Below are 21,204 nucleotides of genomic sequence, written 5' to 3' on the forward strand. Positions count from 1 at the left end.
ACACGAGATGGAGGGCTGTGACAGGTTGCCGGGAGGCGGGCTGCTCACAGCTCTTTTTAGACGTTGTCTATAATGTCATGTCATATATCCAAATGTGCATTTCAAAATGGGAAGTTGTGTATGTTGTTGTTAACATGCCATTCTAAGGGCCGTTGTATAGTTTAGAAGTGCGAAATTTAGAAGGGATTGTACCCTTTGACAAAGGGAATTATCATTACATACACCGAACAAAAGAAGAGAACGGTAAAAAGGACGGAGGTTATGCGCTTCGTGAAGTACGCAAGGTTGCGCCTTAAACCGAGCCAAGCTCTGACAACGGTGTAAAGAAAAAAAACAAAGTAGGAGACGCTAACCCAGTTCACCCATACATTGCCGATGAAGGTGATACCATAGTTTACGTACATAGGCTTCAGTACATAGTCAGTTAACATATAACCGATAGCTAGTATAAAGATAGCCTCTAGCAGCTGGATAAGAAACAGGCTCCAGATCTTCAACGGTAGTTCCTCCTTTCATTAATAACTAAATATTAACATTTGTTTAAGGAAATACCAAGATTGATTGCGCTGATACTATGATTTGTCAGAATACAACAGGACCTAGCGGTGTTTTCCACTAGACCAGTAATTTATATGTAGTTTAGCTGTTCGACACCCATGCTGAGACATCAAGGTCATCACATTGGAGATATTCTATAACATTATAGGTGGCCTAATGTGGCACTAAGAGCAGTGAATAGAAAAGCGTTCTTAAAAGTTTGCTTCATAAACGGTATCTCTCCTTTATAAGTAGAATCATCTTAATAGTATCAATATCACAGAATTTAACACATATAATATATATAGTATGAAATGGGGTTATTTATAATATGTATTAGTAGACTTAGAGTTATTGCTGTCTTGGAACTAACATTAAGCTTGCAGTTTATATTCCTCGTATACGTCTTCATCTTCAGCTCTTCTCACCTAAACATGCTCCTCTATATTTATGGAAAATGCTTTTTTATAGGCCCTATCTTTACTTTCAGTAGTGGTTTTCCTCGCTTTGTGCTTCCTAAGTCCCCCGAGTAAAGTGAAGGGGACGCTTTCACATCTGTGCTAGTAGATCATCAGATACTAGTGTTTTCATTTTCCAGGATTATTTGAAGTCAACGAGAAGCCAACGCCAGTCGCAAATCCCTTTCAATTAGGTCGGCCTTTGGCTGTACTCTTACCATGTTAATTCCAAAAATACCCTTTGTGGTTTATAATAATGTTAGTATTTTCAAGGAATTGCACTTGTTGGGAGGTATCAACCATTTTAACGAAAGTTGCCTCAAGGAATCTACAGAAAATCCCCATCTCGATTGTGTTTATTATTTTATTTCTGTTCATTCTTCAATTCTTCATGCCCTTATTCGTTCCTATAAATGAAATCTATCATAATCGGCTGTCTTACAAACTTATCATCAATAACCGTCATGATCTAAATGTGGCACTGGAGGCAATAAAAAGAGATATTAGCGCCAAACAATTACAGGATTATGTCATTGTTTTAGGGGATTCCGTTTTCTATGGAAGTCCTGGAAAATCGGAAGATGCCTTTACCGCAGTAATTGATAAGGAGTTGACCAATGAACACCCACGGCAGATTTATAATCTATCTTTACCGGCTTCGCAAATAGGAGACATCTATGCCATGCTGTTAAAGTTAGACCAGTACGGGATTTCAACAAACCATCTTATTTTCAATGTCCGATATGCAAGTTTTGTTCCACGCCTCAGCTATGAATCAGCCTTATTCTGGTGGTTGGACGACCTGCGCTCTGTAGATCCAATAGCCTATCAGCGATCGCTGCCTAGTGAAGAGACTGCTCGGCCAAACAACCTTTATGTGAAATTCAAGGGTGAGCTCGAACAAGTGATTTTGCCTTATTACCGTTTATATGCTTATAGAGATTATTTAAATGAAGCCTTGAACCATGCTTGGGCGCGAGGAACAGGCGGAGTTATTCCCAGCGACGAGCTCGGTCCTTCTATACCCTGGTATGAGAAGGATACATCAGACGCTTTGGAGCAATTAGAAATCAAAAGGGCCTTCTCGGACGCTCCCTTCGATTTGTCGGAGCGGAATGTGGACATATACTTTTTGAATAAAATTATTAATCATCAAAAAATGAAAGATACACTGATTGTCATGACGGGAACGAATCATAGTCTTATGAAATCCTTTATCGATATGCCTGGCTATCAAGAAAACGCAAAGAGAATAAACGAATACTTATCTGCTTTGCCCGTGCAATTTTTGAATCTTGAAGGTAAAGTCCCAGATAACCTGTTTACAGATCATACACATTTATTGCCAGAGGGTTATCGGGAACTTGGACATTTCGTATGGGAAGCTTTCACAAACAAGGAGCGGATTCAATCATGATGTTTAATACGCCGGAGTTCGCTTTGCTGCTTATCGTAACTATGATTTTGTATTATGCGGTGCCAAGGACGCGCCTCATGCTTTTAACTATTGCTAATATCCTTTTTTATGCTGTGGTGGGATTGAGGTACTTGCTCCTTTTTGCTGTGGTGTCTGGGATTGTATTTATATGCGCCAGATGCATGAAGAGAGGCAGCAAGCGATTTTTCCTTTGGTTTGGGATTAGCGTATCGCTCATCAATCTCATTTTCTTTAAATATACAGCTTTTATTTTCAAATCTATCGAGCGCTTTTTTTCATTTACACTCGTTTCTCCAGACACGGGCTGGCTGAAGCTTGCACTGCCGCTGGGGATTTCCTTCTATACCTTCGAGCTTATTGCGTATGTAGTCGATGTGTACAAAGAGAAGGTTGAACCAGAGACTTCGATCCTTCGATTTTGGATGTTCATCATGTTTTTCGGGCATATGATAGCAGGACCGATCATGAGGGGATCTGAATTTTTACCACAAATCAAGAAGTTAGCCATCATTCGCTTCCAAATGGGAAATATGAGAATGGGTGTTTTCTTAATCGGCCTTGGACTTGTAAAAAGGTTTTTATCTCAGATCATCTAGCCCCCTATTGCGATAGCTTTTTTGCACATCCGGAATGGCTAAATGGTGCGGAAGGATGGACGGCTGCCGTTCTTTACGCCTTTCAAATTTACTTTGATTTCTCTGGCTACAGTGACATGGCCGTTGGCATTGGGTATCTGTTTGGACTGGAATTAGCCGTGAATTTTCGTACGCCTTACTTAAGCGGCAGCGCTACAGATTTCTGGCGAAGGTGGCATATTACTTTATCTAGTTGGATTAAAGATTACATCTACATTTCTCTTGGAGGATCACGTCACGGCAAACTTCGTCAATATGCAAGCCTATTCATGGCAATGACATTATCAGGTCTTTGGCATGGCAGCAGTTGGACCTTTGTCGCCTGGGGGATGTATCAGGGAGGACTGCTGATCGGGCACAAGTTTTGGGTGACCGCACTCGATAAACTTGGTCTTGCAACTTACAGAAAGTCCTGGTTATATACGACGGTTAGCGTAATCGTCTTTTTTGCACTAACGTGCTTGGGATGGGTATTATTTCGAGTGGAACGATTAACGGATGCTTTAGTTCTTATGAAAAAAATGCTGACTTTTCCAGAAGCCTTTATCTTCCCGACATGGGTGCAAAGCTTTTGGATCGTCATACTGCTGATGATGCTTCTCCATGTAATTGAACATTTAGTTATGAACAATATGAAACAAGTATCGATGAAATGGCATCGTTTTTTTCCTGCTCCAGTAAGAGGTGCGGTCTATACTTTATTCTTAGTTGTGCTGATCCTCTTTTATAAACATGAACAAAGCTCTTTTATTTATTTCCAGTTTTAGATTAATAACGGAGAAGTTGAAATGGCAAGATGGATAGATAGGATTCGAAATTTCGAGGAGTGATTGAGTTTGTTGGAAGAGCTGCGGCAACAATACGATTATATCAGATCGGTAAGGCAAAACATGTTTACGTTCTTAGAAGAGCTGCCCCCTCAAATCTTACATCAAACGGTTCCCGGATTTGGCCGTGGGACGATCATGGGAACCCATGTACATGTTGTTGATTGTTATCAGTTCTGGTTGGGATCTTTCGCGTTTAAGAAGTTAAATGAACATAGGGATATAGCCGTACACGAGATAGATCGAGCCGATGTAAAGTACGTCCGTGAAAAATTTGCGGAAGTGGACGAATTGGTACAGCGGTTCTTAAACGAATATTGCGAGCGGTGGTCTGAGCCTATCGAGCAGGATGAGAGCTGGCAGGGCTACCCGAAGACACCTACTCCTTTACTGCTGCTAACTCATGTGGAAACACATGAATTCCATCACAAAGGCCAAATCGTATCGATGGCAAGAATTCTGGGTTGCCCGCCTCCAGCCGATGATCGTTTAGGCGGACTTTTTACCTGAATCGGTATTGCTGTGAAGAGCCGTAATTGCTGCACAACGAAAAAAAGGCAGAGGAGGCACTACTAACGCCCCCTCTGCTTTTTTCATCCATAACTTACTTCATCCGTTTATTAATAAGGCTAAACTTCGACAGTAACCGTTGAATCAATGTGGCTGTTTCCGCGCGGGTGATGTTGGTTTGAGGCTCCAGCTTTTCACCTGTTCCTTGCGCAAGTCCGCTAGTTACGGTTTTGGCTACATCCTTAGCGGCCCAATCACTAACTTCTAGATGATCCGCGAATTTTCCTAATGCTGAATGGACATTCACGGAAATGCCTTCTTTACCAGCGACATCCATGGCGCGAGATACAAGCACAAGGGCTTCTTCTCTAGTAATTGTCTGATTAGGACCGAATGTGCCGTCTTCATAGCCTTGGATCAAATGGTATTCCACGGCTTTGGCTACGGCGCCGCTAAACCAGTCGCTTGCTGTTACGTCTTTGAATTGGTTCGTTGTTTGATCTTCAGCTAGGCCAAGACCGCGGACGACAATGGCAGCAAATTCAGCACGCGTAATAGATGCATCCGGATTGAAATGGGTGGCATCTTCACCATTGATGACGAGGCGGGAAGCCATATCTTCCACAGCGTCTTTGGACCAATGGCTACTGATATCATCGAACGTTTTTTGGTTGTATATCAGGCTGTAAGTACTGTTAGTCAAGCTGTTAATGGAAGCAAAGTACTTGCCGTCACGTACAGTTATGGTTGTAGGAACATGGTGTACGGTGCCGTCCGGGTTAAGTACTACAGCTGTTGTGATTTTTGAGGCATCTACACCGTCAGGGATTACAATTTCACGCTGCACGTAAGTAGGAAACTTGTCTACAGTCACTGTTTGTTCGCCATGTGAAGCTTGAATCGAGAAGTCGATTGGCGCGCCCGATAACGTAAAGCCTTGGCGGTTCCCGGCAGCTGTAAGCTTGGAAGCTTTGTCTGCAGAGCTGATCTCAATGCTGACATGAACCATAACATCGGAAAGTGGCAAAGTACTTCCGAATTGCGCAGAGACATTGTCGATCGCAATCAGATTTGCCGGAATGTCGTAGGCTGCTATTGGTGTTTCGATACGAAGTGTACCTTGCTTATTTTCCAGCATTTTAACAGATTCACCTGTGAGCACAGCGGATACCTTGTCTGCACTTGTAGTTACGGGGACAATGACCATAGGATTTTCACCTAAAGCAGCAAGCTGATTCGCTAGTTTAGCGTTATCAAGAGTAGCGGTCACCGCTGTACGGTTGCCCTCTTGCGTAGTTGTTGCTGTTGCAATTTGTTCTTGCTTGACCCCGTTTACAATGACAGCGAATCCGGTGTTCGACGGAGAGCTTCCTGCGGAGGCGTTAGAACCGCCTGAGGATTTAGATTTTCTATAAACGTTAATGGTGTAAGTCTTTACGGTCTCGGTTTGTACACTATTCGGCACGCTAACCGTAATTGGGATTTCGTTGGCTCCCACCTTCAGGTTTACAAAAATAGGTGTATTATTCGTTGTGGTTTGCCCATTAATCATTAGTTCAGTATTCGGACTGTACGTGGCTGCAGTTACCGAAACGCCGTATACACCATTAGATACCGTAGTGCTATAGGTCATCACATCCCTGCTAAAAGTAGGGCTAAGATCGCCATCACTGATAATTAAGCTTGCTAGCGCGGGTATTCTTGTATCAATGCCAAAATTCACGGTCGATTGGTTGTTTGCATCATCTGTAACCACGATCGTATAAAGTCCGTCTGCACTTACGGATGCACCATTTTCGAAAGGTTGACCATTTAAGGTCGCTTGGCCTTCGTTAAATGTAATGGTCACATCGTGATTGTACGTTTCTCCTTCAGCAACCCCGCTAATGATCGGCTTGGTTTCATCGGGGGCTTGGCGTGTGATGTTAATCGTATAAAGCTTTGTGGCCCCGCCTTGGCAGTAACAACAAGGGTAATAGAATTGGTACCCACATTTAGGTTGATCGCCTTTGATTCGGTGACTTCACCGTTAATGGATACTGTAGCTGTCGGATCTTCGCTGCCCGCTGAAATGGTGACTGTGCCTTTACTGCTTGGAACAGTGAGGCTGTAGGACTCTTGATCTCGATCAAAGCTTGGCGTTAGCGTCTTGGTCTCAACGGCTAAAGATGTCAATTTCTTGGATATAACTTTCACAGTTCGAACTTTTTCTATGGCTGCGTTATTACTGTTATCTTGTACATTGTAGTGCAGCTCGTAAGTGCCCAAGGTACTGGTGTCAACGGAGCCTGTTACGACTACGCGATCCGTTAAGTCGGAGTCCGTTTCGTCATTAGCGCTGTAGCCAGGCTCTTGATAGGATTCCCCTTGTAGTAGGTACAGGGTTTCATCACCATTTAGAGTTAATTCAGGCTTTTCTTCATCCGCAATGGCAAAGCTGGCTGTAGCTGTTGCTGTCTTCGGGTCATCCATGCCGTCAGTTCGGCCATTATCCTCCACAGTGTATGAAAATTGTGCGTTACCCATGAAGGTTGGGTCAGGACTAAATTCAATCTGGCCGTTCGCCAATTGAACGGTACCACCTGTAATGGACTGTACAGCTGTTATCGTGAGGGTTTGCCAGGATTGTTCATCCGTTGGTCCTACAATGTCATTCACCGTAACATTTCCATAGGGTATGGCGACCAGCGAAGTTCCTTTCGCCACCGTGGTTAACGTATCGTCATAGGCTTCCGGAGCATCGTTTGCTTCACTAACTAAGATGGAAGCTGGAACAGCATCACTTACAAGAGTACCGGCTGCATCTGCACTAGCTTGCACGTTAAAACCAAAGTCAGTGGTACCATGCGCATTGGCATTAGGTAAGAAATTTTAATCCTGCTGCTCCCTCTGCGACGTTAATCATGTCACCATCTATAATTGGTGTCATTCCATCGTGCTGATACAGCGTACCGCCGGAAATGCCGGTGATTTTGAAGTATTCTGTAGTAGCTCCGCCAGCCGCAGTGGGGGTGATTTCAAGACCATCCGTACTAAGTGTATCTTCAAGAGTAGTTGCATTGGTTACTGTTGGCAGGTCTGGGCGTGAAAGAACGGTGAATGAAGCAGTAGCTTCTCCCTCCAAACTGCCGCTATCTTGAATCGTATACGTAAATGAAGCAGTCCCGGTGAAGTCCTGCTCTGGGGTGAAAATAACATGCTGTTTGCTGTCGTCAAGTCTCACTTCGCCACCATCGATTTTCAGAACGGAGGTAACTTGTAAAGTCTGATCGGATTCATTGCTTGGTCCTACACGGTCGTTTACCAGTAAAGTGCTAATTGGTATCTCAAACTCACTAGAATTTTCAGCAATGGGGTCCAAGGTATCATCTGATGCAACAGGATCGTCGTTAACTGCACTAACGGTAATGGTTGCTGTTGCTTTTCCACTCAGACCTGTGCCACTGTCATCAAGGGATGCTTGCACGTCAAACGAGAACGTGCCGCCGGTCTCTGAATTTGCATCTGCAGAGGGGTAAACTTTAAACCGGCTTCTCCTTCAGAGACTGTAATGTAGCTATTATTACCAAGCTCCCACGATCCATCATTCTTATACAGCGTTCCGCCTTGAATATTGCTAATTTTGAAATATTGAACGTCGATACCGTCATTGCTATTTCTTTCGATTTGCAACCCGGACATGCTCTGGCTGTCTTCTTCTGTAGAAGCATCGGATACCGTAGGGATATCTGCAATCGAATCAATGGTAAAGGATACGGTTCCCATGGAAGTTTTAGGGGCAGGTAAGCCATCGGTAGTTCCGTTGTCTGTGATTTGGTATCCAAAGCTTGCCGGTCCATTATAGTTAGGAGTAGGGGTGAAAACCATGTCACTACCATCTTGAAAGATAGTTCCCCCTGTGGCGACACCCGTAGGTATGGCAGTCAATTCTTGAGCGCTTTCATTGGAAGGCCCTGCAGAATCATTAGCTAACAAAGCTTCGACGGGAATGCGAATAGATGTGGAATCTTCATTAATGCTATCTAGTGTATCATTTGTTGCAGTAGGCGAATCATTCACTTCAGTAACCGTAATGCTGGCAGGAACTTTGCTGCTTAATCCTGTGTCGTCGGATGTCGTAGCTGCTTGCACATCAAAACCAAAACCTGATGTTCCATAAGCGTTTTCATCCGGTCTGAATTTCAATCCTGCTTGCCCTTCACTTAACGTAATGAAGTCCCCATTAGAGATGGTCGTAGTTTCATCGTTTTTGTATAAAACTCCACCAGTAATTCCTGTAATCTTATAAAAATTAGTCGTCCCCCCATTTGAAGCATCTGCTGTAATGACCAAACCGGAAGAATTAATACTGTCTTCCTCGATGGTTGCGGTTGTTACAATAGGGTCATTGGCAGGTACAGTAATGGCATGTGCCGGTAATGCTGCTTGTGAACCTAGATAAATGAAAGATGAAACGGTTAGAACGATAAAATGCTTTTTCAATGAAAGCAGTCCTCTCTGATGTATGGTTGCGGTTCGACAAAAATCTACATTTTCATTCGACAAAAAAAAGAAAAACCCCTCTAAGATGCAACACAATGCTTGAATATCATGAAAATACTGCAATCGCCTTTGATTTTAATGAAAATAAGTACGCTAACTGCATCCTTCATAGTAGCTGGCAGCAGCCAAATCGGGGGACAGAAGCCTATGTAAATTCCTGCCGCTGCCCTACATGTTTTGAGCATGGTTCGACACTATCTACAAAGCGGAGTTGGTACAATTCATCCTAGGGCATTGTAATGTTAACTGAATACCTAAACAGGAGGAAATAATGAAGAAGAAACTAGCTGCAGTCGCGATTGGTCTGGGGATGTTTGTGAGTTTGGGGACAGGGGTATATGCAGGTTCCAATCTACAGGAGATTAAGGCCTATTTAAACGGAGATATCCAGATTAAGTATAACGGAGAACCGGTACAGTTACAGGATGAACAAGGTCAAGTGGTTCTGCCCATTACATATGAAGGTTCCACGTACATGCCTTTGCGAGGAGTTGCTAACATACTAAAAACAGCAGTTGACTACGACCCTGATACCAATACGGTCTACCTCGGTGAAAAACAGGATGGAGTGCCGATTGCGAAAAGGATTTAATGATTCGTTCCACTATCAAGATCCTCAATATACGGTGTACAAAGGCAAAGATTATAAGGACGTGTATTTCAATAACTATCCTAGCAGGCGCTCCGCAAGCTTCATGCTCTATCCGGAGGGCAAGTATCAGAAGCTCTATCTTCAGGTTGCGGCAACCGGCTCAGATATCGATGAGTTTATCATTGAGGACAGTGATAAGGACGTCATCCTGAAGTCCACCCAGGTGTCCATCAGTGACGGTATGAAGACGATTGAAGTCGATATAGCCGGATCGAAGGAGCTATATGTCCACGCTGAAGATGTACAAGAGGGCGGAGGCGTATTTATCCCGCTGACTACGTCCTATTACAAATAACGTAAGTTGTGGATGAGCTGGGAAGGAAACAGTTGAGAAGGTAGAGGGAGGCCGTGTTAGACGCGGGTTGTAGGGTCGTGGAAGCTGCCGAGAGGCAGCGGTCACGGCTCTTTTTCATTTTATCGTCCTGAGTCACAACTGCAATTTATTTTGACAAACAAAGTTTACTTGTGTTAATTTATTTATTGAAGTTAACTTTTATTAGGGCGGTTTATATGACTTACTCAGATCAGGATCTTTCCTTGAGGGAATTGAAAAAAGCACGTAACAAAGTAGCATTGTATGAAGCTGCCTTGGAATTGATTGAAACTAGGATGTTTAAGGAAGTGATGCTGGATGATATCTGCCGAAAAGCGGAAGTATCTCGAGTAACCTTCTTTAAATTTTTTCAAAGAAAGGAGGAGCTCCTTGTTTATTTTATGCGAATCTGGCTAACAGAACGTGTCATTGAGATCGAAGCTAAGCGCAAAAGGGGATTTTCGGCTATTCGGCATGTACTGCTGAAAGTGGCGGAATCTTTTCGAGAAAAGCCCGGAATCATGCCAAGTTTAATTGCTTTTCTTGCTGAAATGAATATGCATCCCTGCATGCCGGTGCTGAGTAGAGCTGAGGTTAGGCTGCTGTTTCAGAACAGGAGGAGCTGGGCTCCCAGACCCCGAACATGTTCGGGCTGTTTCATCGCTGCATGATAGAGGCGCGTATGGATGGAACACTTCGAGAAGGCGTTACGCCGGAAATGGCGGTTAAGAGTTTGTTCACGATTTTTTACGGAGCCTTTCTAACTGCGCAGTTGTACGGCTCCACGGAGATTATGGATTTCTATGAAGGCCAACTTAAACTGTTGGAAAGTCCGGGCGAAGGGGCGATGTGACCATGAGTAAAGTGATACCTGGCCGATATACGGCTCAGATGGAAGGGTCTTTCGTTGTATTTATCATTGGAATGCGAGTGAATAACTTCTGGGCCTTACATAAGTGGCTGCCGGTTTTTATGGCTATGAATCCGATGCTTCAAGAATTATACCGCAACAAAGATTTGGGTTTCTTAGACGCTAGTTTTCATTTGTCTTGGCGTGGAGTATCTATCGTTCAGTATTGGAGATCGTTCGAGCAGCTAGAGGCATATGCACGAAAAGGCGCTGTCCATATGGAGGCATGGCGTAACTTTAATAAAAAGGTAGGCACAAGCGGTGTCGTAGGCATTTATCATGAGACCTATCTGATCCAGGAAGGGCAGTACGAATGTGTATATAACAACATGCCTGTCGCTGGACTTGCTAAGGCAGGAGCTCATGTACCGGCTACAGGAAAAGAGGAAACTGCAAGCCGAAGACTAGGCCGTGATGGGGAACCCGCCGTTCCAACGCCGCCAAATCCGAACCTGCGGTAGTTTTCGGAGAAGCGTAGCAGATGCCTTTGACACAAAATGTCAACAGTACTCGGAGAAAAGCTATTGAAGCTTGTAATGGAAACTTCTTTATCAATAAAACAAGCAGAGAAGCATCACGCTCCTCTGCTTGTTTGCTGTTTTAAATAATGAATTGCTGCATCGCTTGCTTCAATTTCTCGGAGCTTTCTTTGGTCTGAGCAATGAGCAGCGCCACATCGTTTGAATTTTCGTTCACGGAGACGCCTTTGCTGCTGATTTCCGAAGTGCCCTCGGCGGATTGATTGATGGCGATGGAGATTTCGTTAATCGCCCGCACGATATTTTGTACAGATAGGTTCAAATCCTGGGCGGTATGACTGAAGTCGTTCGTCAGTTTTTTGAAAAACTCCGCGTCCTCATAATATTGCTCTCCGGTTTCTACCATGGAGTTATAGTCGGATATGACCTTCGTATCGATGAATTGAAGCACTTTATCGGAATGATTCCTCAAGCTGTCTACCGAAAGAATGACTTTCTTGGTCACATCTTGAATTTGGGCTACGGCTTTGTTGGACCCTTCGGCGAGCTTTCTGATTTCTCCGGCAACAACTGCGAAGCCTTTCCCTGCTTCCCCGGCACGGGCTGCTTCAATGGCGGCATTGAGTGCCAGCAGGTTCGTTTGAGCGGTAATTTCAAGATGGAGTCGGTCAATACGTGAATTTGCTCGACGGCTTTCGTTTGCTCAATCGCTTCGCGCAGACCAGATTGCAGGTTTTCGCGAATATCGTTAGCGGACGCTTTCGATATGACGGCTGATTCCTTCAGTTCATGCGCTCTTTTGCTGATATCCTGGGAGTTCATGGCTCCGCTCTCGGCTTTGGCTGCAATCGTTTGGACGCTTTGGCCGATTTCGTTCGCAGTCGCATTAACTTCTTCCGCAGACGCTGCCGCTTGCTGGATCCCTGCTGACATTTCTTCGGTTGTCGAGGTGACTTCTTCGATTTGCTTGTTCAGCTCCGTAATATGCTGGTTCGTTAATCGCACGTTGTTGTCCAGCAGCTCTGATTCTTTGATCACTGAACCGGTCATGGTCTTGATCGAATCTCGCATCGTATCGATCGAGGTCATAAGTAAGCCGGTTTCATCTTTCGACTGTTTGTACTTTTCCGGAATCGATTTGGAAAAGTCTCCGGTCGCCACGACCTTCAGATGCTCTGCAGCAATCCGTACAGGACGTGTGAGACGGCGTGCAAAGAAATAAATAATGAGCGACGAGAGAACAAGAGCTATAATCAGCACGGTGACTAAGCCTCTAACAAGCTGATTCGTAGCTGCTTCATAGTGAGTCATTGGCATATAGGTGATGACGTACATGTTATACTTATCGCTTTTTTGGAAGGAAGCGATGTTACTGACTCCGTCCATGGTGAAGAATCCGAAATTGGATTCATTCTTCTTCATTTGCTCCCAGAACGCCAAGTTCTCGCCCTGTTCTTTGGAAAAATCAAAAGCAAGAACGTGTTCCGCGTTCGCTGAGGAAATCACGACACCTGTGGAATCAACAACCAGAGTTTGCTGGATATCGTCGGTTCCGTTATTCACGATGTTCTTGGTCAGTGCGTTAAGCTCAATTGGCAGGCCTACGGTACCTGACGGATTGGAGTCTTTGCCGGGGATCCAGGCCATGATGGTAATGGTAGGCTTTCCTGAGATGGGAGAAGGAGCCGGATTCCCAACAAAGGGTGTAGAAGGGTCAAAAGTCATCGCTGGAGGCTGTCCTCCCGCGTCAGGTTGCGCCGCATTTGTGTCCTCAGGAGGAGCTACATATCCGAGCGATTTGCCGCCCACTCCGTCCAAGATAACCTCCGTGCCGAGCATGACGAATAAATTTTCAAAAAGGCCTCCGGAGCGGTTATATTCACTTGCCAAATCGTCCATAAGCCGCTGTTTCTTTACGGGGTCAGCTTTTTCTTCGTTTCTAGTTCTTTTATGTAGTCAGCAAGATACAAATCATCCGCGACCGATTGTGCTTCATTGACCAAATTGGTAAGGGATGCTTCTAAAAGAATTTGCTTATCCTTGGCTGCGGCGATTAATTCCTCGCGGCCTCTCTCTTTCAAATTGTTCGTTGTTGACATAATGGAATAAAGGGAACTGGCAAGCATGGGGACGATCATACAACAAAGAGATACGACCAGCAATTTACTGAACAGGGTGTTGAGGGTAAACATTTTCGTAAATGTAGATTTCACGAGTACTGCCTCCTGATAGATTGGATGATGGGTCATGGTGTAACAAGCACTAGCTAACTGAAGGGATAACAAATGAATCCAGACTTTCAAATTTGAGATAATAGTACTACAAATATTACAAAGCAGTCTTTGTGAAATTATTGGTTATGAAGGTGTGCGCAAGGAAAAGGGCTGCACCAGTATGCCGGAAGGCAAATGGTTGCAGCCCTTTATTGGGGTGCGATAGATCAACCTGCTAGTGAGCGGCAGGAGCGATCATTATACTTGGTTAGACTGATTGTTGGCTGATTCATTGTTTTGAAATGCCTCAGCCGCTTCTTCAGCAGAAAATTCGGTATCATTTTGACCTGGAACAGGCAGCTTGTTCAATTCGGTGGATTGAACTTCGGCTTTCGAGGATTGAGATTGATTACGGTTTGCCATGGTGAGCACCTCCTTTTCGAATAACAACGACTATTAGTTTGTGGAACTATTCGAATTTTATACGGTTCGGAGAAGTGCTCATATTGCTGGCTCTACAGCAGGAAAGATAATGCTACAAGTGCTACGGAAGCATGAAAGGCGAGTTCGATCCAATCTTTGCGGATAGGGCGAAACAGAGTGATAAAGCGATAAACGCTTCGACCTACTATAACAATTAGCGCGATTTGTATCAGCATGCTTGGCAGCATGAGCATCCACCTCCATATGTTGGGCAACACCTGTTACTTATAGGTATGTGACAGGCTCGTAATCATGTATGGAGGTGCGATATTACTTCCTCAGGATAATTTCACTACCGGTGGGAATCTTACTTCATGGACAATCCAACTTAACAACTTAGGAGCTGAGTCTATGGGTATTTTATCTGGGAATCAAAAAGACGAACCGTTGCATTACGGAGAAATTTATGATCTATGGCAGTTTTCCATGACAGCCAAAGGCTGCGTATCTGCCAATCGTGCGTATCAATATCATGCCGGAGATAAGGACCTGAAGAAGGCAATTGCTTCTATTATTAATCAAGCCGAGCTGGAGATCAGCGAATGCGATGATATTCTAATCAAGAATGGTATCGTGCCTGCGCCGGCGTTACCAGAAAGACCAGAGACGAAGATGGAGGATATTCCTGTTGGTGTGAAGTTTACGGATCAAGAGCTTTGTTCCATGATCGGTGCTGATAACTCGATTGGCTTAGTTAGCTGCAGTCAAATTATGAGCAAAGCTACCCGGGAAGATATCGGGGCTCTATTTGCTAAATATCATGCAACGAAAGCGGCAATCGGATTCAATCTCTTAAAGATGAGCAAGGAAAAGGGTTGGCTAATCCCGCCGCCGCTTCAAATTAAAAGACCGGAGCTCGTTGAGGTATAAGGTAGTAATAAAGGAATATGATGTAACCAATTAGGCTGATGCAGCGTGCCGTGAGGCAAATGTGTCAGTCTTTTTGAATTTCGCGGTTACAACGATTTGTTATGATTTGGCAGGAAGGAGGCGAATAGCGTCGAATCCTGTAAAAGGATATTGAATGCAAGAATGTAATGAGAATAGGGTTGATTAAAGATGTACCTCAAAAAACCATATATGAAGGTAAGGCTTCAGGCCCTCCTGATTAGTCTTCTAGTTTTCTCCATGCTGGGCTCTACTGTGATATTGATGGGAGTCGCTATCAAAACTCAAAATGAAACGCTCACTGATTCGACGCTGCAGTCTAATTTCGAAGGAGCCAGAAATCTGAATGTCACGCTGAACACGTTGATAGATTTGATGTTTCGAAGCCTCGGCGAAGCTGCCAGGTTTATCGAGAATCAACATATACCTATAGAAAAAAGTGAAGACGATCTCGAAGCCATGCTAGGGGGACATCGGTTTTTCCATGCAGTGATCGCAGCTGATCAGGATGGGTTGGTTCGGGCAGCCTCGCGGGATTCCGCAGGAATCATTGGCACTCACATTCCCTCCTCTATTCTACAAGCTGCTGACCATCACAAGCCTACTGTATCTGAGCCCTATCATACGGCGGATGGGAGAATGGCGATTCTTTTCATTCATCCCCTTCAAGCGAGGGAGGCTAGTCCCCAGGGATGGATCGGGGGCATCGTTTTTTTGCAAGAGAAGAACATTTTCAGTGATATATTCCATCATGCCGTTATGAGTAAAAAAAACACCTACGCCTATATTGTGGATAAACAGGGGGAGCTTCTCTTTCACCCTGATCCGAGTCGGATCCAGGATATCGTGAGCCGTGAGACACTGCAGGAGAATTTTATCCAGAAGGATGTCAAGTATGCGGAGGTGGTCAATGCTGCGGGCGAGCATGTTCTAGCAGGGTATTTATCCATACCGAATATCGGGTGGGGCGTTGTGTTTCAATCTCCGGCGTCCTCCGTACATCAGGCCATGACAACGCTCGTGAAGTCGCAGCTCTCATTCATAATTCCCCTATTTGCTCTATTCCTGCTTGTCAGTCTTTGGATAGCCAGACAAGTAACACGACCGTTCGCCATTCTGACGGCTGCTGCGCGGACAATTGCGCTTGGAGAACGTCTAGCTGCTGCTCCTTTCAGAGACCACTGGAATTATGAAGCTCATCACTTATCCAAAGCCATGATGAAGGCGGTGACAGGCTTGCAGGATCAAGCTGATCATATGGCTGAGCAGGCGATGACGGACAAGCTGACAGGACTGGCTAATCGCGCATTACTAGAAGATCAGGTGGCCAAGTGGGCGGCCGATGGGACTGAATTTTCCCTGCTGGTGCTTGATATCGACCATTTCAAGGCAGTGAACGACACCTACGGTCATCGAATTGGAGATGAGGCTCTGCATCATCTGGCACAGATTATGCTCTCGGAAGCGGGCCAAGATGATCTATGCTGTCGCTATGGCGGCGAAGAGTTTATTGTTCTGCTGCCTAACCGAAGCCTAAGCGATGGTAGAGCCTTAGCAGAGAGAATTCGCAGGAAGGTGGAGAATACCATTAGTCCGACAGGCAAGGCCATAACTGTATCGATCGGGTTGGCTTGCTGTCCTGAACATGGAAAGGAATTCTCTCAAGTATTTGAACAGGCGGATCATGCGCTGTACCAGGCCAAACGAAGCGGGCGCAATGCAACGATATCTGCCGATCAGGCAGTGCTGAGCATGAATTGAATCAAGGTGGCTGCGAGGCTGCGATAAGGAGGGCTTCCGTGCATAATGAGCAAATAAATCGCATTCGCGAGCAGTTTCTTTTTGTCGCGGGTTTCCATGGAAGATTGGCGGCAGGCTTCGATGGTGAAGCTGAAGCCTCATGGCAGCGCCGTCATCTCCTCCGGACGGACTTTGGAGCACGCGGCCTTTGTCATCCAGGGCTGTGTTCGTATTTTTCAAGTGAGCGACACCGGCAGAGAGGTTACGCTGTACCGGGTTCGGGACGGGGAAGCATGCAGTCTGATGATGGCGAGCATTCTCGGTGAAACGGAGTATGGTGCATCTGCGGTAGTTGAGGAACCAAGCGAATTCCTGATTGTGCCTGTTGACGCGTTCAAAGAATGGAGCGTCAGGTACCCGGATATTCACCATTATGTGTACCGCCAATTTATTCTACGAATGACACAGATGACCACACTGCTCGATCATATTGCATTTAGACCGATTGAGTATCGGATTGCGTCGTGGTTATTAGGAAAAGCTGCTGCAGCTAACGATCCAATACGGATCACGCATGATCAGTTGGCAGTAGAGCTGGGAACGGCGCGGGAAGTCGTGAGCAGGGCGTTGAAGCAATTTGAAAAGCAAGGATTTGTTCAGGTAAGCAGAGGACGGATTCTTATTATGGACCGGCATGGCCTGGAGTCTATTGTAAGTTAATGAAAGGCAGTACGGTTTTTAGCCGTACTGCCTTTTACACGTTACATAGGTCGTTTGTAGCCCGAGGGAGCTATGAACTGATCTTGCTGCAATCGCTTTGTTTTATCTTACGCGGACATCTTACGGCATTCCTCCGCGCATTGCTTGCACTGTTCCGCACACTGCTTACAATGTGTATCCTGGTAGGTTGCGCAGTGAGTGGCGCAGGCATCACAGATAGTGGCACACAGCTGGCACAGCTGGGCAGCATGATCGCTTCCGCGCGACATCCATTGTGCGGATAGGGCGCAAATGTCGATGCAGTCCCGCATCATCGTGATGCATTGTGTGCGTGCCGCGACATCGGGTTCCTTCAGGCAGGAACTCAAGCATTCTTCGCAGGCCTGCATACACTTGATACAAGCGTCGATGCAAGCTTGATACTTTTGAATCGTAGAATCAATAAGTGCTGGCAATTTCTACACCTCCTTTTATTTACATCCCATAGGGTAACCGAGCTAGGACATTTTATAAGAGTTTGCCCATGCATATTCTGGGATAGATGGAGAATGCTAACTCATAACTCAAAAACCACATGGGGGTTGCTATGTGATGAAGGATATGATCTCTACGGATCAGCTGGTGCTGATCGTAACCGCCCTGATTGTCGGGTTTCTGGCCCGTGTTATTACCATTAAGGAAGATTATAGGCAGTACCCCAGCTATCCCAACGGATATTTAATTCACCTGCTTACAGGCTTTGTGGCTGCTGCCCTAGGCGCTGTTGCTATTCCGGCCATTATGACCAAAAATTTCGTGGCGGTGACCTTTCTAACATTAGCGATCCAACAGTTCCGGGATGTCAGAAAATCAGAGCGGGAGAGTCTGAAGGATCTGGAGAATACCGAATTCACACCAAGGGGCGACGCCTATATTGACGGTATTGCCAAGACGTTCGAATCCAGAAACTATTTTGCTCTAGTAGTCTCTTTGGCGACGGCGATCACGATGCAGATTCTATCCGCGGGTATGCTGTGGATGGAGATTGCCGCAGGTGCAGTTGTCGGCTTTATCGTATTGTTCATCTTAAAACGCTTCTCCAAAGGCAAGGCGGTTGGCGACATCGCTGAGGTTAGAATGGGGAAGATCGAGGTCAAAGGCTCGGAGCTATTCGTGGACGGCATCTATGTGACCAATCAGCTGGGCTCGGATAATGCGAGGGAGATGCTGGAGAAGGAAGGCATAGCGGCTGTCATTATCCCTAAAGAAGAACACTTCAGAATTACATTGGACAACTTCGGGCAGAGACAAGCGGTATTGTTTGAAGCGGTGAAAGCAGTAGGGTTAAAACGATATAATTTCTCTCGCAAGGACTATGATAAAGGATATGTAGTCATTACCGTCGTTCCTCTAGTCCGCAGGGAGGATGCTTTTATTGAAGCTATACTGAAGGCTCCGCTGCTGGAAAGCTCCAAGAAGAGCCATGCTCTCATGAATACCTCACTGTTGGGAGGGAAATAGATTGGGGAAAGAAAGCTCAACCAAGGCAAGCTTTGAAATATTAGCCTATATCACGCTGGATCCGAATCGGGTCATCAGCGGGAATGCACTGGCATTACTAGCTAAAGATATAGAGGAACAGAAAATCATCACCCAGGATATCGCCAAAAGCATGAAAGCGGACATTACGCAGCTCAAATGCGGAGATTACATGGTTTACCGTTAAATGACTTGCTGCTCTGTCGCGTTTTTACAATACATTCCATTCGTAGGCGGTTAGAATTGAGGTATTAGAAGTAGCTATCACTTCAGCGAATGGAGGATTTATCATGAATTTGACTGACTTAACATTTGAAATCTACATCGGAGCTGAGCCCGAGGCCGTTTGGAACGTATTTGTATCGGAAGAGGGCACGAAAGCGATATTTTTCGGTAGTGCGCTGCAATCCACGTTTGAAATTGGAGCCCCTTATCAGTATGTGGGCCCAGGCAATGACGGAGATGAAACGGTTCATGTGTACGGTAAGGTGCTGGAGTTTGAACCGAACAAGAGGATGAGCTACACGGAGCATCCCGGACCATCTTATCGGGAGAATCATGCTGAGCTGGAAACCCGGGTTACCATGACGCTGGACAAGGTGGGCGACTGCACCAAGCTGACACTTGTGAACGATCAATGGCCTGAGAATCACCCTTCCTATGAAAATACCAAAGCTAGCTGGCCGATGATACTAAGCAATGTGAAGAGCTATGTAGAGACAGGAAAGACGCTGAATTTCGGCTGGTAGTCGAGTAAAAGTCTGTTACTAAACGCAATGCAGGCCCCTCACGGATGTGGGGGGCCTCAGACTGTTGGTAAAGGGAAGTGGAGGGCTCAGTAGTTTTCGGAGAAGCGTAGCGGGCGCCTTTGACAGTTTTGTTATTACCTTAGATGGCTTTTATTCCAATCGAATAACAAAATGTCAACAGCGCTCGGAGAAAATCTACTGAAGCTCGGAATGGATCCTGCTTTAGCAGCGGACAGAGGCCCCTCACAGATGTGGGGGGCCTCTATGTATTTACTTATTCAGCAGCTTATCGGCTTTCGAGCCGGCTTCGGCAATGATCTTCTCAGGCGTATTTGCCGAATCTGTCATGGCAAGGGCGATTTGATCCTTGATGATCTTAGCGATCTCCGGATACACCTTCAGCATCGGGCGGGGTCTTGCATATTCGAGCTGATCGACAGCTACTTTGAACAGCGGCTTCTCCGCGTACAACTGCTTCATTTCATCACTGTTGACAGCGCTGATTCGGCTCGGTAGATAGCCGGTGAAGGAGCTGGCGTAGATGGTCTGCTCTTTGGAAGTCATCCACTTGATGAACTTCAAGCCGCGTCTTGCTTCTCCTTCGAGAGCTTCGCGGACATGACAAGGTTGCAGCCTCCGGTCGGTACGCCGTAGCTTTTGTTAGCAGGCATGAAGGTCGTGCCCAGCTCAAAACCTGCGTCCTTCGCTACTTGCATCTGCTTCGTCAAGTCAGCTGTCGATGAGAACAGCATGGCAGAGCGTTGATTTTGAAAATCAAGCTTGGCTACGTTTCCGGCGTCATCTGTTGTAGGAATTTTCACGATGCCGGCATCCTTCATCTTTTGCAGGAATTGAATCGGTTCGATTCCGGCTTCAGAGTTAAACTCCGCTTTTTTGCCGTCATCGCTGATCATCTTACCTCCGCTTTGTGCAACGAAAGCCTCATAATACCAAATATCGACCGGCATGGTGATGCCTACGCGTTGGTCAGGCACGGTGATTTTTTTGGCGTAATCCTCGAATTCCGTCCAATTCTTAGGTCCGTTAGGGTCAAGACCGGCTTCTTTCAGCATCGTGCGGTTAAGATACAGAATCGGCGTGCTGCGCAGATAAGGGAGGCCGTACAGCTTGCCATCCACATACGAGTTGCCCATGAGCCCCGGTATAAAGTCATTCATATCCACTTGGTCCCGCTTGACAAAAGGGGTCAGATCCTCCGTCATTCCTGCTTTCGCAAAAACGCCGATCGAGGAGATCTCATTTTGCCAGACATCAGGCTGATTGCCCGCAGCAAACGCTGCTTGAGCCTTGGAATGCTGTTCGTCGTAGGTGCCTTGGAAGGTTGCCTTCACGACGATTTCATCCTGGGATTCATTGAACTTTTTGACCAGGTTCTCGTTATTTTCACCGATTTTATCGCCCCAGGAGTACCAGTAATTGATTTCGATTTTATTCTTGGCGCCTGCTGCACAGCCTGACTGCCGGAAGTGGCAGAGCCGTCAGCCGGCTTGGATCCCGCAGAGCAAGCGGAGAGCGATACAGCAAGAGATGAAGCCAGAATGAGGGCAAATGTTTTTTTCATAAAAGTTATA

At 45.7% G+C, this 21,204-nt stretch carries 27 protein-coding genes and 2 pseudogenes; 15 read left to right on the forward strand and 14 right to left on the reverse strand.

The features are described from left to right. Positions 1 to 176 precede the first annotated feature (176 nt). Complete coding sequence (locus L0M14_RS29630) at positions 177 to 497, reverse strand: hypothetical protein (protein ID WP_235119972.1); 321 nt, start codon at positions 495 to 497, stop codon at positions 177 to 179. A gap of 973 nt (positions 498 to 1,470) precedes the next feature. Here L0M14_RS29630 and L0M14_RS29635 point away from each other — a divergent pair. From L0M14_RS29635 to L0M14_RS29650, 4 genes are all read left to right on the forward strand, one after another. Then, on the forward strand, positions 1,471 to 2,412 hold the full coding sequence (locus tag L0M14_RS29635; protein ID WP_235119973.1) for an SGNH/GDSL hydrolase family protein: 942 nt from the start codon (positions 1,471 to 1,473) through the stop codon (positions 2,410 to 2,412). Then, positions 2,409 to 3,029, forward strand: a complete 621-nt coding sequence (locus L0M14_RS29640) for an MBOAT family O-acyltransferase (protein ID WP_235119974.1) — start codon at positions 2,409 to 2,411, stop codon at positions 3,027 to 3,029. The genes L0M14_RS29635 and L0M14_RS29640 overlap by 4 nt, the downstream gene beginning before the upstream one ends. Beyond that, positions 3,014 to 3,835, forward strand: a complete 822-nt coding sequence (locus tag L0M14_RS29645; protein ID WP_235123070.1) for an MBOAT family O-acyltransferase — start codon at positions 3,014 to 3,016, stop codon at positions 3,833 to 3,835. Before L0M14_RS29640 ends, L0M14_RS29645 begins: the two co-directional genes overlap by 16 nt. Positions 3,836 to 3,904: 69 nt before the next feature. Continuing rightward, a complete protein-coding gene (locus L0M14_RS29650) occupies positions 3,905 to 4,405 on the forward strand; it encodes a DinB family protein (RefSeq protein WP_235119975.1) in 501 nt (166 codons plus the stop codon). A 94-nt stretch (positions 4,406 to 4,499) separates the two neighbouring features. Here the strand turns inward: L0M14_RS29650 and L0M14_RS29655 are convergent, their stop codons facing one another. Genes L0M14_RS29655 through L0M14_RS29670 form a run of 4 tightly spaced genes read right to left on the reverse strand, consistent with a single transcriptional unit; the run spans position 4,500 to position 8,887 of the window. Further along, the gene (locus L0M14_RS29655) at positions 4,500 to 6,254 is read right to left on the reverse strand and encodes an S-layer homology domain-containing protein (RefSeq protein ID WP_235119977.1); all 1,755 of its coding nucleotides are present in this window, start codon (positions 6,252 to 6,254) and stop codon (positions 4,500 to 4,502) included. Continuing rightward, positions 6,251 to 7,225 carry an immunoglobulin-like domain-containing protein gene (locus L0M14_RS29660; protein WP_235119978.1) on the reverse strand — a complete coding sequence of 325 codons (975 nt, stop codon included), beginning with the start codon at positions 7,223 to 7,225 and terminating at the stop codon, positions 6,251 to 6,253. The genes L0M14_RS29655 and L0M14_RS29660 overlap by 4 nt, the downstream gene beginning before the upstream one ends. Positions 7,226 to 7,262: 37 nt before the next feature. After that, the gene (locus L0M14_RS29665; protein ID WP_235119979.1) at positions 7,263 to 7,871 is read right to left on the reverse strand and encodes an Ig-like domain-containing protein; all 609 of its coding nucleotides are present in this window, start codon (positions 7,869 to 7,871) and stop codon (positions 7,263 to 7,265) included. After that, positions 7,835 to 8,887 (reverse strand): cadherin-like domain-containing protein, encoded by a 1,053-nt coding sequence (locus tag L0M14_RS29670; protein ID WP_235119980.1) that lies wholly within the window; start codon positions 8,885 to 8,887, stop codon positions 7,835 to 7,837. Before L0M14_RS29670 ends, L0M14_RS29665 begins: the two co-directional genes overlap by 37 nt. A gap of 331 nt (positions 8,888 to 9,218) precedes the next feature. Between L0M14_RS29670 and L0M14_RS31730 the strand changes: the two genes are divergently transcribed. From L0M14_RS31730 to L0M14_RS29685, 5 genes are all read left to right on the forward strand, one after another. Next, positions 9,219 to 9,539 carry a stalk domain-containing protein gene (locus L0M14_RS31730; RefSeq protein WP_311198799.1) on the forward strand — a complete coding sequence of 107 codons (321 nt, stop codon included), beginning with the start codon at positions 9,219 to 9,221 and terminating at the stop codon, positions 9,537 to 9,539. Then, entirely contained in the window at positions 9,523 to 9,894 is a 372-nt protein-coding gene (locus L0M14_RS31735) for a hypothetical protein (RefSeq protein WP_311198800.1), read from the forward strand. Before L0M14_RS31730 ends, L0M14_RS31735 begins: the two co-directional genes overlap by 17 nt. Before the next feature lie 215 nt (positions 9,895 to 10,109). After that, positions 10,110 to 10,583: a TetR/AcrR family transcriptional regulator gene (locus L0M14_RS29680; protein WP_311198801.1), complete on the forward strand. Its 474-nt coding sequence runs from the start codon at positions 10,110 to 10,112 to the stop codon at positions 10,581 to 10,583. 11 nt (positions 10,584 to 10,594) lie between these two features. Next, positions 10,595 to 10,765 (forward strand): hypothetical protein, encoded by a 171-nt coding sequence (locus tag L0M14_RS31740; RefSeq protein WP_311198802.1) that lies wholly within the window; start codon positions 10,595 to 10,597, stop codon positions 10,763 to 10,765. A 2-nt stretch (positions 10,766 to 10,767) separates the two neighbouring features. Further along, the gene (locus L0M14_RS29685; RefSeq protein ID WP_235119981.1) at positions 10,768 to 11,283 is read left to right on the forward strand and encodes a DUF4188 domain-containing protein; all 516 of its coding nucleotides are present in this window, start codon (positions 10,768 to 10,770) and stop codon (positions 11,281 to 11,283) included. A gap of 139 nt (positions 11,284 to 11,422) precedes the next feature. Here the strand turns inward: L0M14_RS29685 and L0M14_RS29690 are convergent. From L0M14_RS29690 to L0M14_RS29710, 5 genes and pseudogenes are all read right to left on the reverse strand, one after another. Then, positions 11,423 to 11,956 (reverse strand): annotated as a pseudogene (locus tag L0M14_RS29690) (methyl-accepting chemotaxis protein); the annotation flags it as partial. 458 nt (positions 11,957 to 12,414) lie between these two features. Then, a pseudogene (locus L0M14_RS32300) lies at positions 12,415 to 13,200 on the reverse strand (HAMP domain-containing protein); the annotation flags it as partial. A 14-nt stretch (positions 13,201 to 13,214) separates the two neighbouring features. Next, entirely contained in the window at positions 13,215 to 13,514 is a 300-nt protein-coding gene (locus L0M14_RS29700; protein WP_235119983.1) for a hypothetical protein, read from the reverse strand. 258 nt (positions 13,515 to 13,772) lie between these two features. After that, a complete protein-coding gene (locus L0M14_RS29705; protein ID WP_235119984.1) occupies positions 13,773 to 13,937 on the reverse strand; it encodes a hypothetical protein in 165 nt (54 codons plus the stop codon). A 92-nt stretch (positions 13,938 to 14,029) separates the two neighbouring features. After that, positions 14,030 to 14,185, reverse strand: coding sequence for a hypothetical protein (locus L0M14_RS29710; protein ID WP_235119985.1), 156 nt, complete (start codon positions 14,183 to 14,185; stop codon positions 14,030 to 14,032). Positions 14,186 to 14,348: 163 nt separating this feature from the next. On the opposite strand from L0M14_RS29710, the gene L0M14_RS29715 reads away from it, so the two are divergent. The 3 genes from L0M14_RS29715 to L0M14_RS29725 all read left to right on the forward strand — a co-directional run bounded on the left by L0M14_RS29715 (position 14,349) and on the right by L0M14_RS29725 (position 17,345). Further along, on the forward strand, positions 14,349 to 14,867 hold the full coding sequence (locus L0M14_RS29715; RefSeq protein ID WP_235119986.1) for a DUF3231 family protein: 519 nt from the start codon (positions 14,349 to 14,351) through the stop codon (positions 14,865 to 14,867). 189 nt (positions 14,868 to 15,056) lie between these two features. Continuing rightward, positions 15,057 to 16,646 carry a sensor domain-containing diguanylate cyclase gene (locus L0M14_RS29720; RefSeq protein WP_235119987.1) on the forward strand — a complete coding sequence of 530 codons (1,590 nt, stop codon included), beginning with the start codon at positions 15,057 to 15,059 and terminating at the stop codon, positions 16,644 to 16,646. Between the two features lie 81 nt (positions 16,647 to 16,727). Then, positions 16,728 to 17,345, forward strand: a complete 618-nt coding sequence (locus L0M14_RS29725; RefSeq protein WP_235119988.1) for a Crp/Fnr family transcriptional regulator — start codon at positions 16,728 to 16,730, stop codon at positions 17,343 to 17,345. A 107-nt stretch (positions 17,346 to 17,452) separates the two neighbouring features. Here the strand turns inward: L0M14_RS29725 and L0M14_RS29730 are convergent, their stop codons facing one another. Next, positions 17,453 to 17,800 (reverse strand): four-helix bundle copper-binding protein, encoded by a 348-nt coding sequence (locus L0M14_RS29730; protein WP_235119989.1) that lies wholly within the window; start codon positions 17,798 to 17,800, stop codon positions 17,453 to 17,455. Positions 17,801 to 17,936: 136 nt separating this feature from the next. Here L0M14_RS29730 and L0M14_RS29735 point away from each other — a divergent pair, with 136 nt between their 5' ends. The 3 genes from L0M14_RS29735 to L0M14_RS29745 all read left to right on the forward strand — a co-directional run bounded on the left by L0M14_RS29735 (position 17,937) and on the right by L0M14_RS29745 (position 19,612). Continuing rightward, entirely contained in the window at positions 17,937 to 18,845 is a 909-nt protein-coding gene (locus L0M14_RS29735) for a YIEGIA family protein (RefSeq protein ID WP_235123072.1), read from the forward strand. 1 nt (position 18,846) lies between these two features. Continuing rightward, positions 18,847 to 19,050 carry a capping complex subunit for YIEGIA gene (locus L0M14_RS29740; protein ID WP_235119990.1) on the forward strand — a complete coding sequence of 68 codons (204 nt, stop codon included), beginning with the start codon at positions 18,847 to 18,849 and terminating at the stop codon, positions 19,048 to 19,050. Between the two features lie 103 nt (positions 19,051 to 19,153). Then, a complete protein-coding gene (locus L0M14_RS29745) occupies positions 19,154 to 19,612 on the forward strand; it encodes an SRPBCC family protein (protein WP_235119991.1) in 459 nt (152 codons plus the stop codon). A 270-nt stretch (positions 19,613 to 19,882) separates the two neighbouring features. Here L0M14_RS29745 and L0M14_RS29750 read toward each other — a convergent pair whose 3' ends face one another. From L0M14_RS29750 to L0M14_RS29760, 3 genes are read right to left on the reverse strand one after another with little or no spacing between them, the layout of a single operon-like run. After that, entirely contained in the window at positions 19,883 to 20,194 is a 312-nt protein-coding gene (locus L0M14_RS29750) for a type 2 periplasmic-binding domain-containing protein (protein ID WP_235119992.1), read from the reverse strand. Then, the gene (locus tag L0M14_RS29755) at positions 20,191 to 20,964 is read right to left on the reverse strand and encodes an ABC transporter substrate-binding protein (protein ID WP_235119994.1); all 774 of its coding nucleotides are present in this window, start codon (positions 20,962 to 20,964) and stop codon (positions 20,191 to 20,193) included. The genes L0M14_RS29750 and L0M14_RS29755 overlap by 4 nt, the downstream gene beginning before the upstream one ends. Next, the gene (locus tag L0M14_RS29760) at positions 20,961 to 21,194 is read right to left on the reverse strand and encodes a hypothetical protein (protein WP_235119996.1); all 234 of its coding nucleotides are present in this window, start codon (positions 21,192 to 21,194) and stop codon (positions 20,961 to 20,963) included. Before L0M14_RS29760 ends, L0M14_RS29755 begins: the two co-directional genes overlap by 4 nt. Between the last annotated feature and the right edge of the window lie 10 nt (positions 21,195 to 21,204).

The organism is Paenibacillus hexagrammi, from assembly GCF_021513275.1.
Classification (GTDB): Bacteria; Bacillota; Bacilli; order Paenibacillales; family NBRC-103111; genus Paenibacillus_E; species Paenibacillus_E hexagrammi.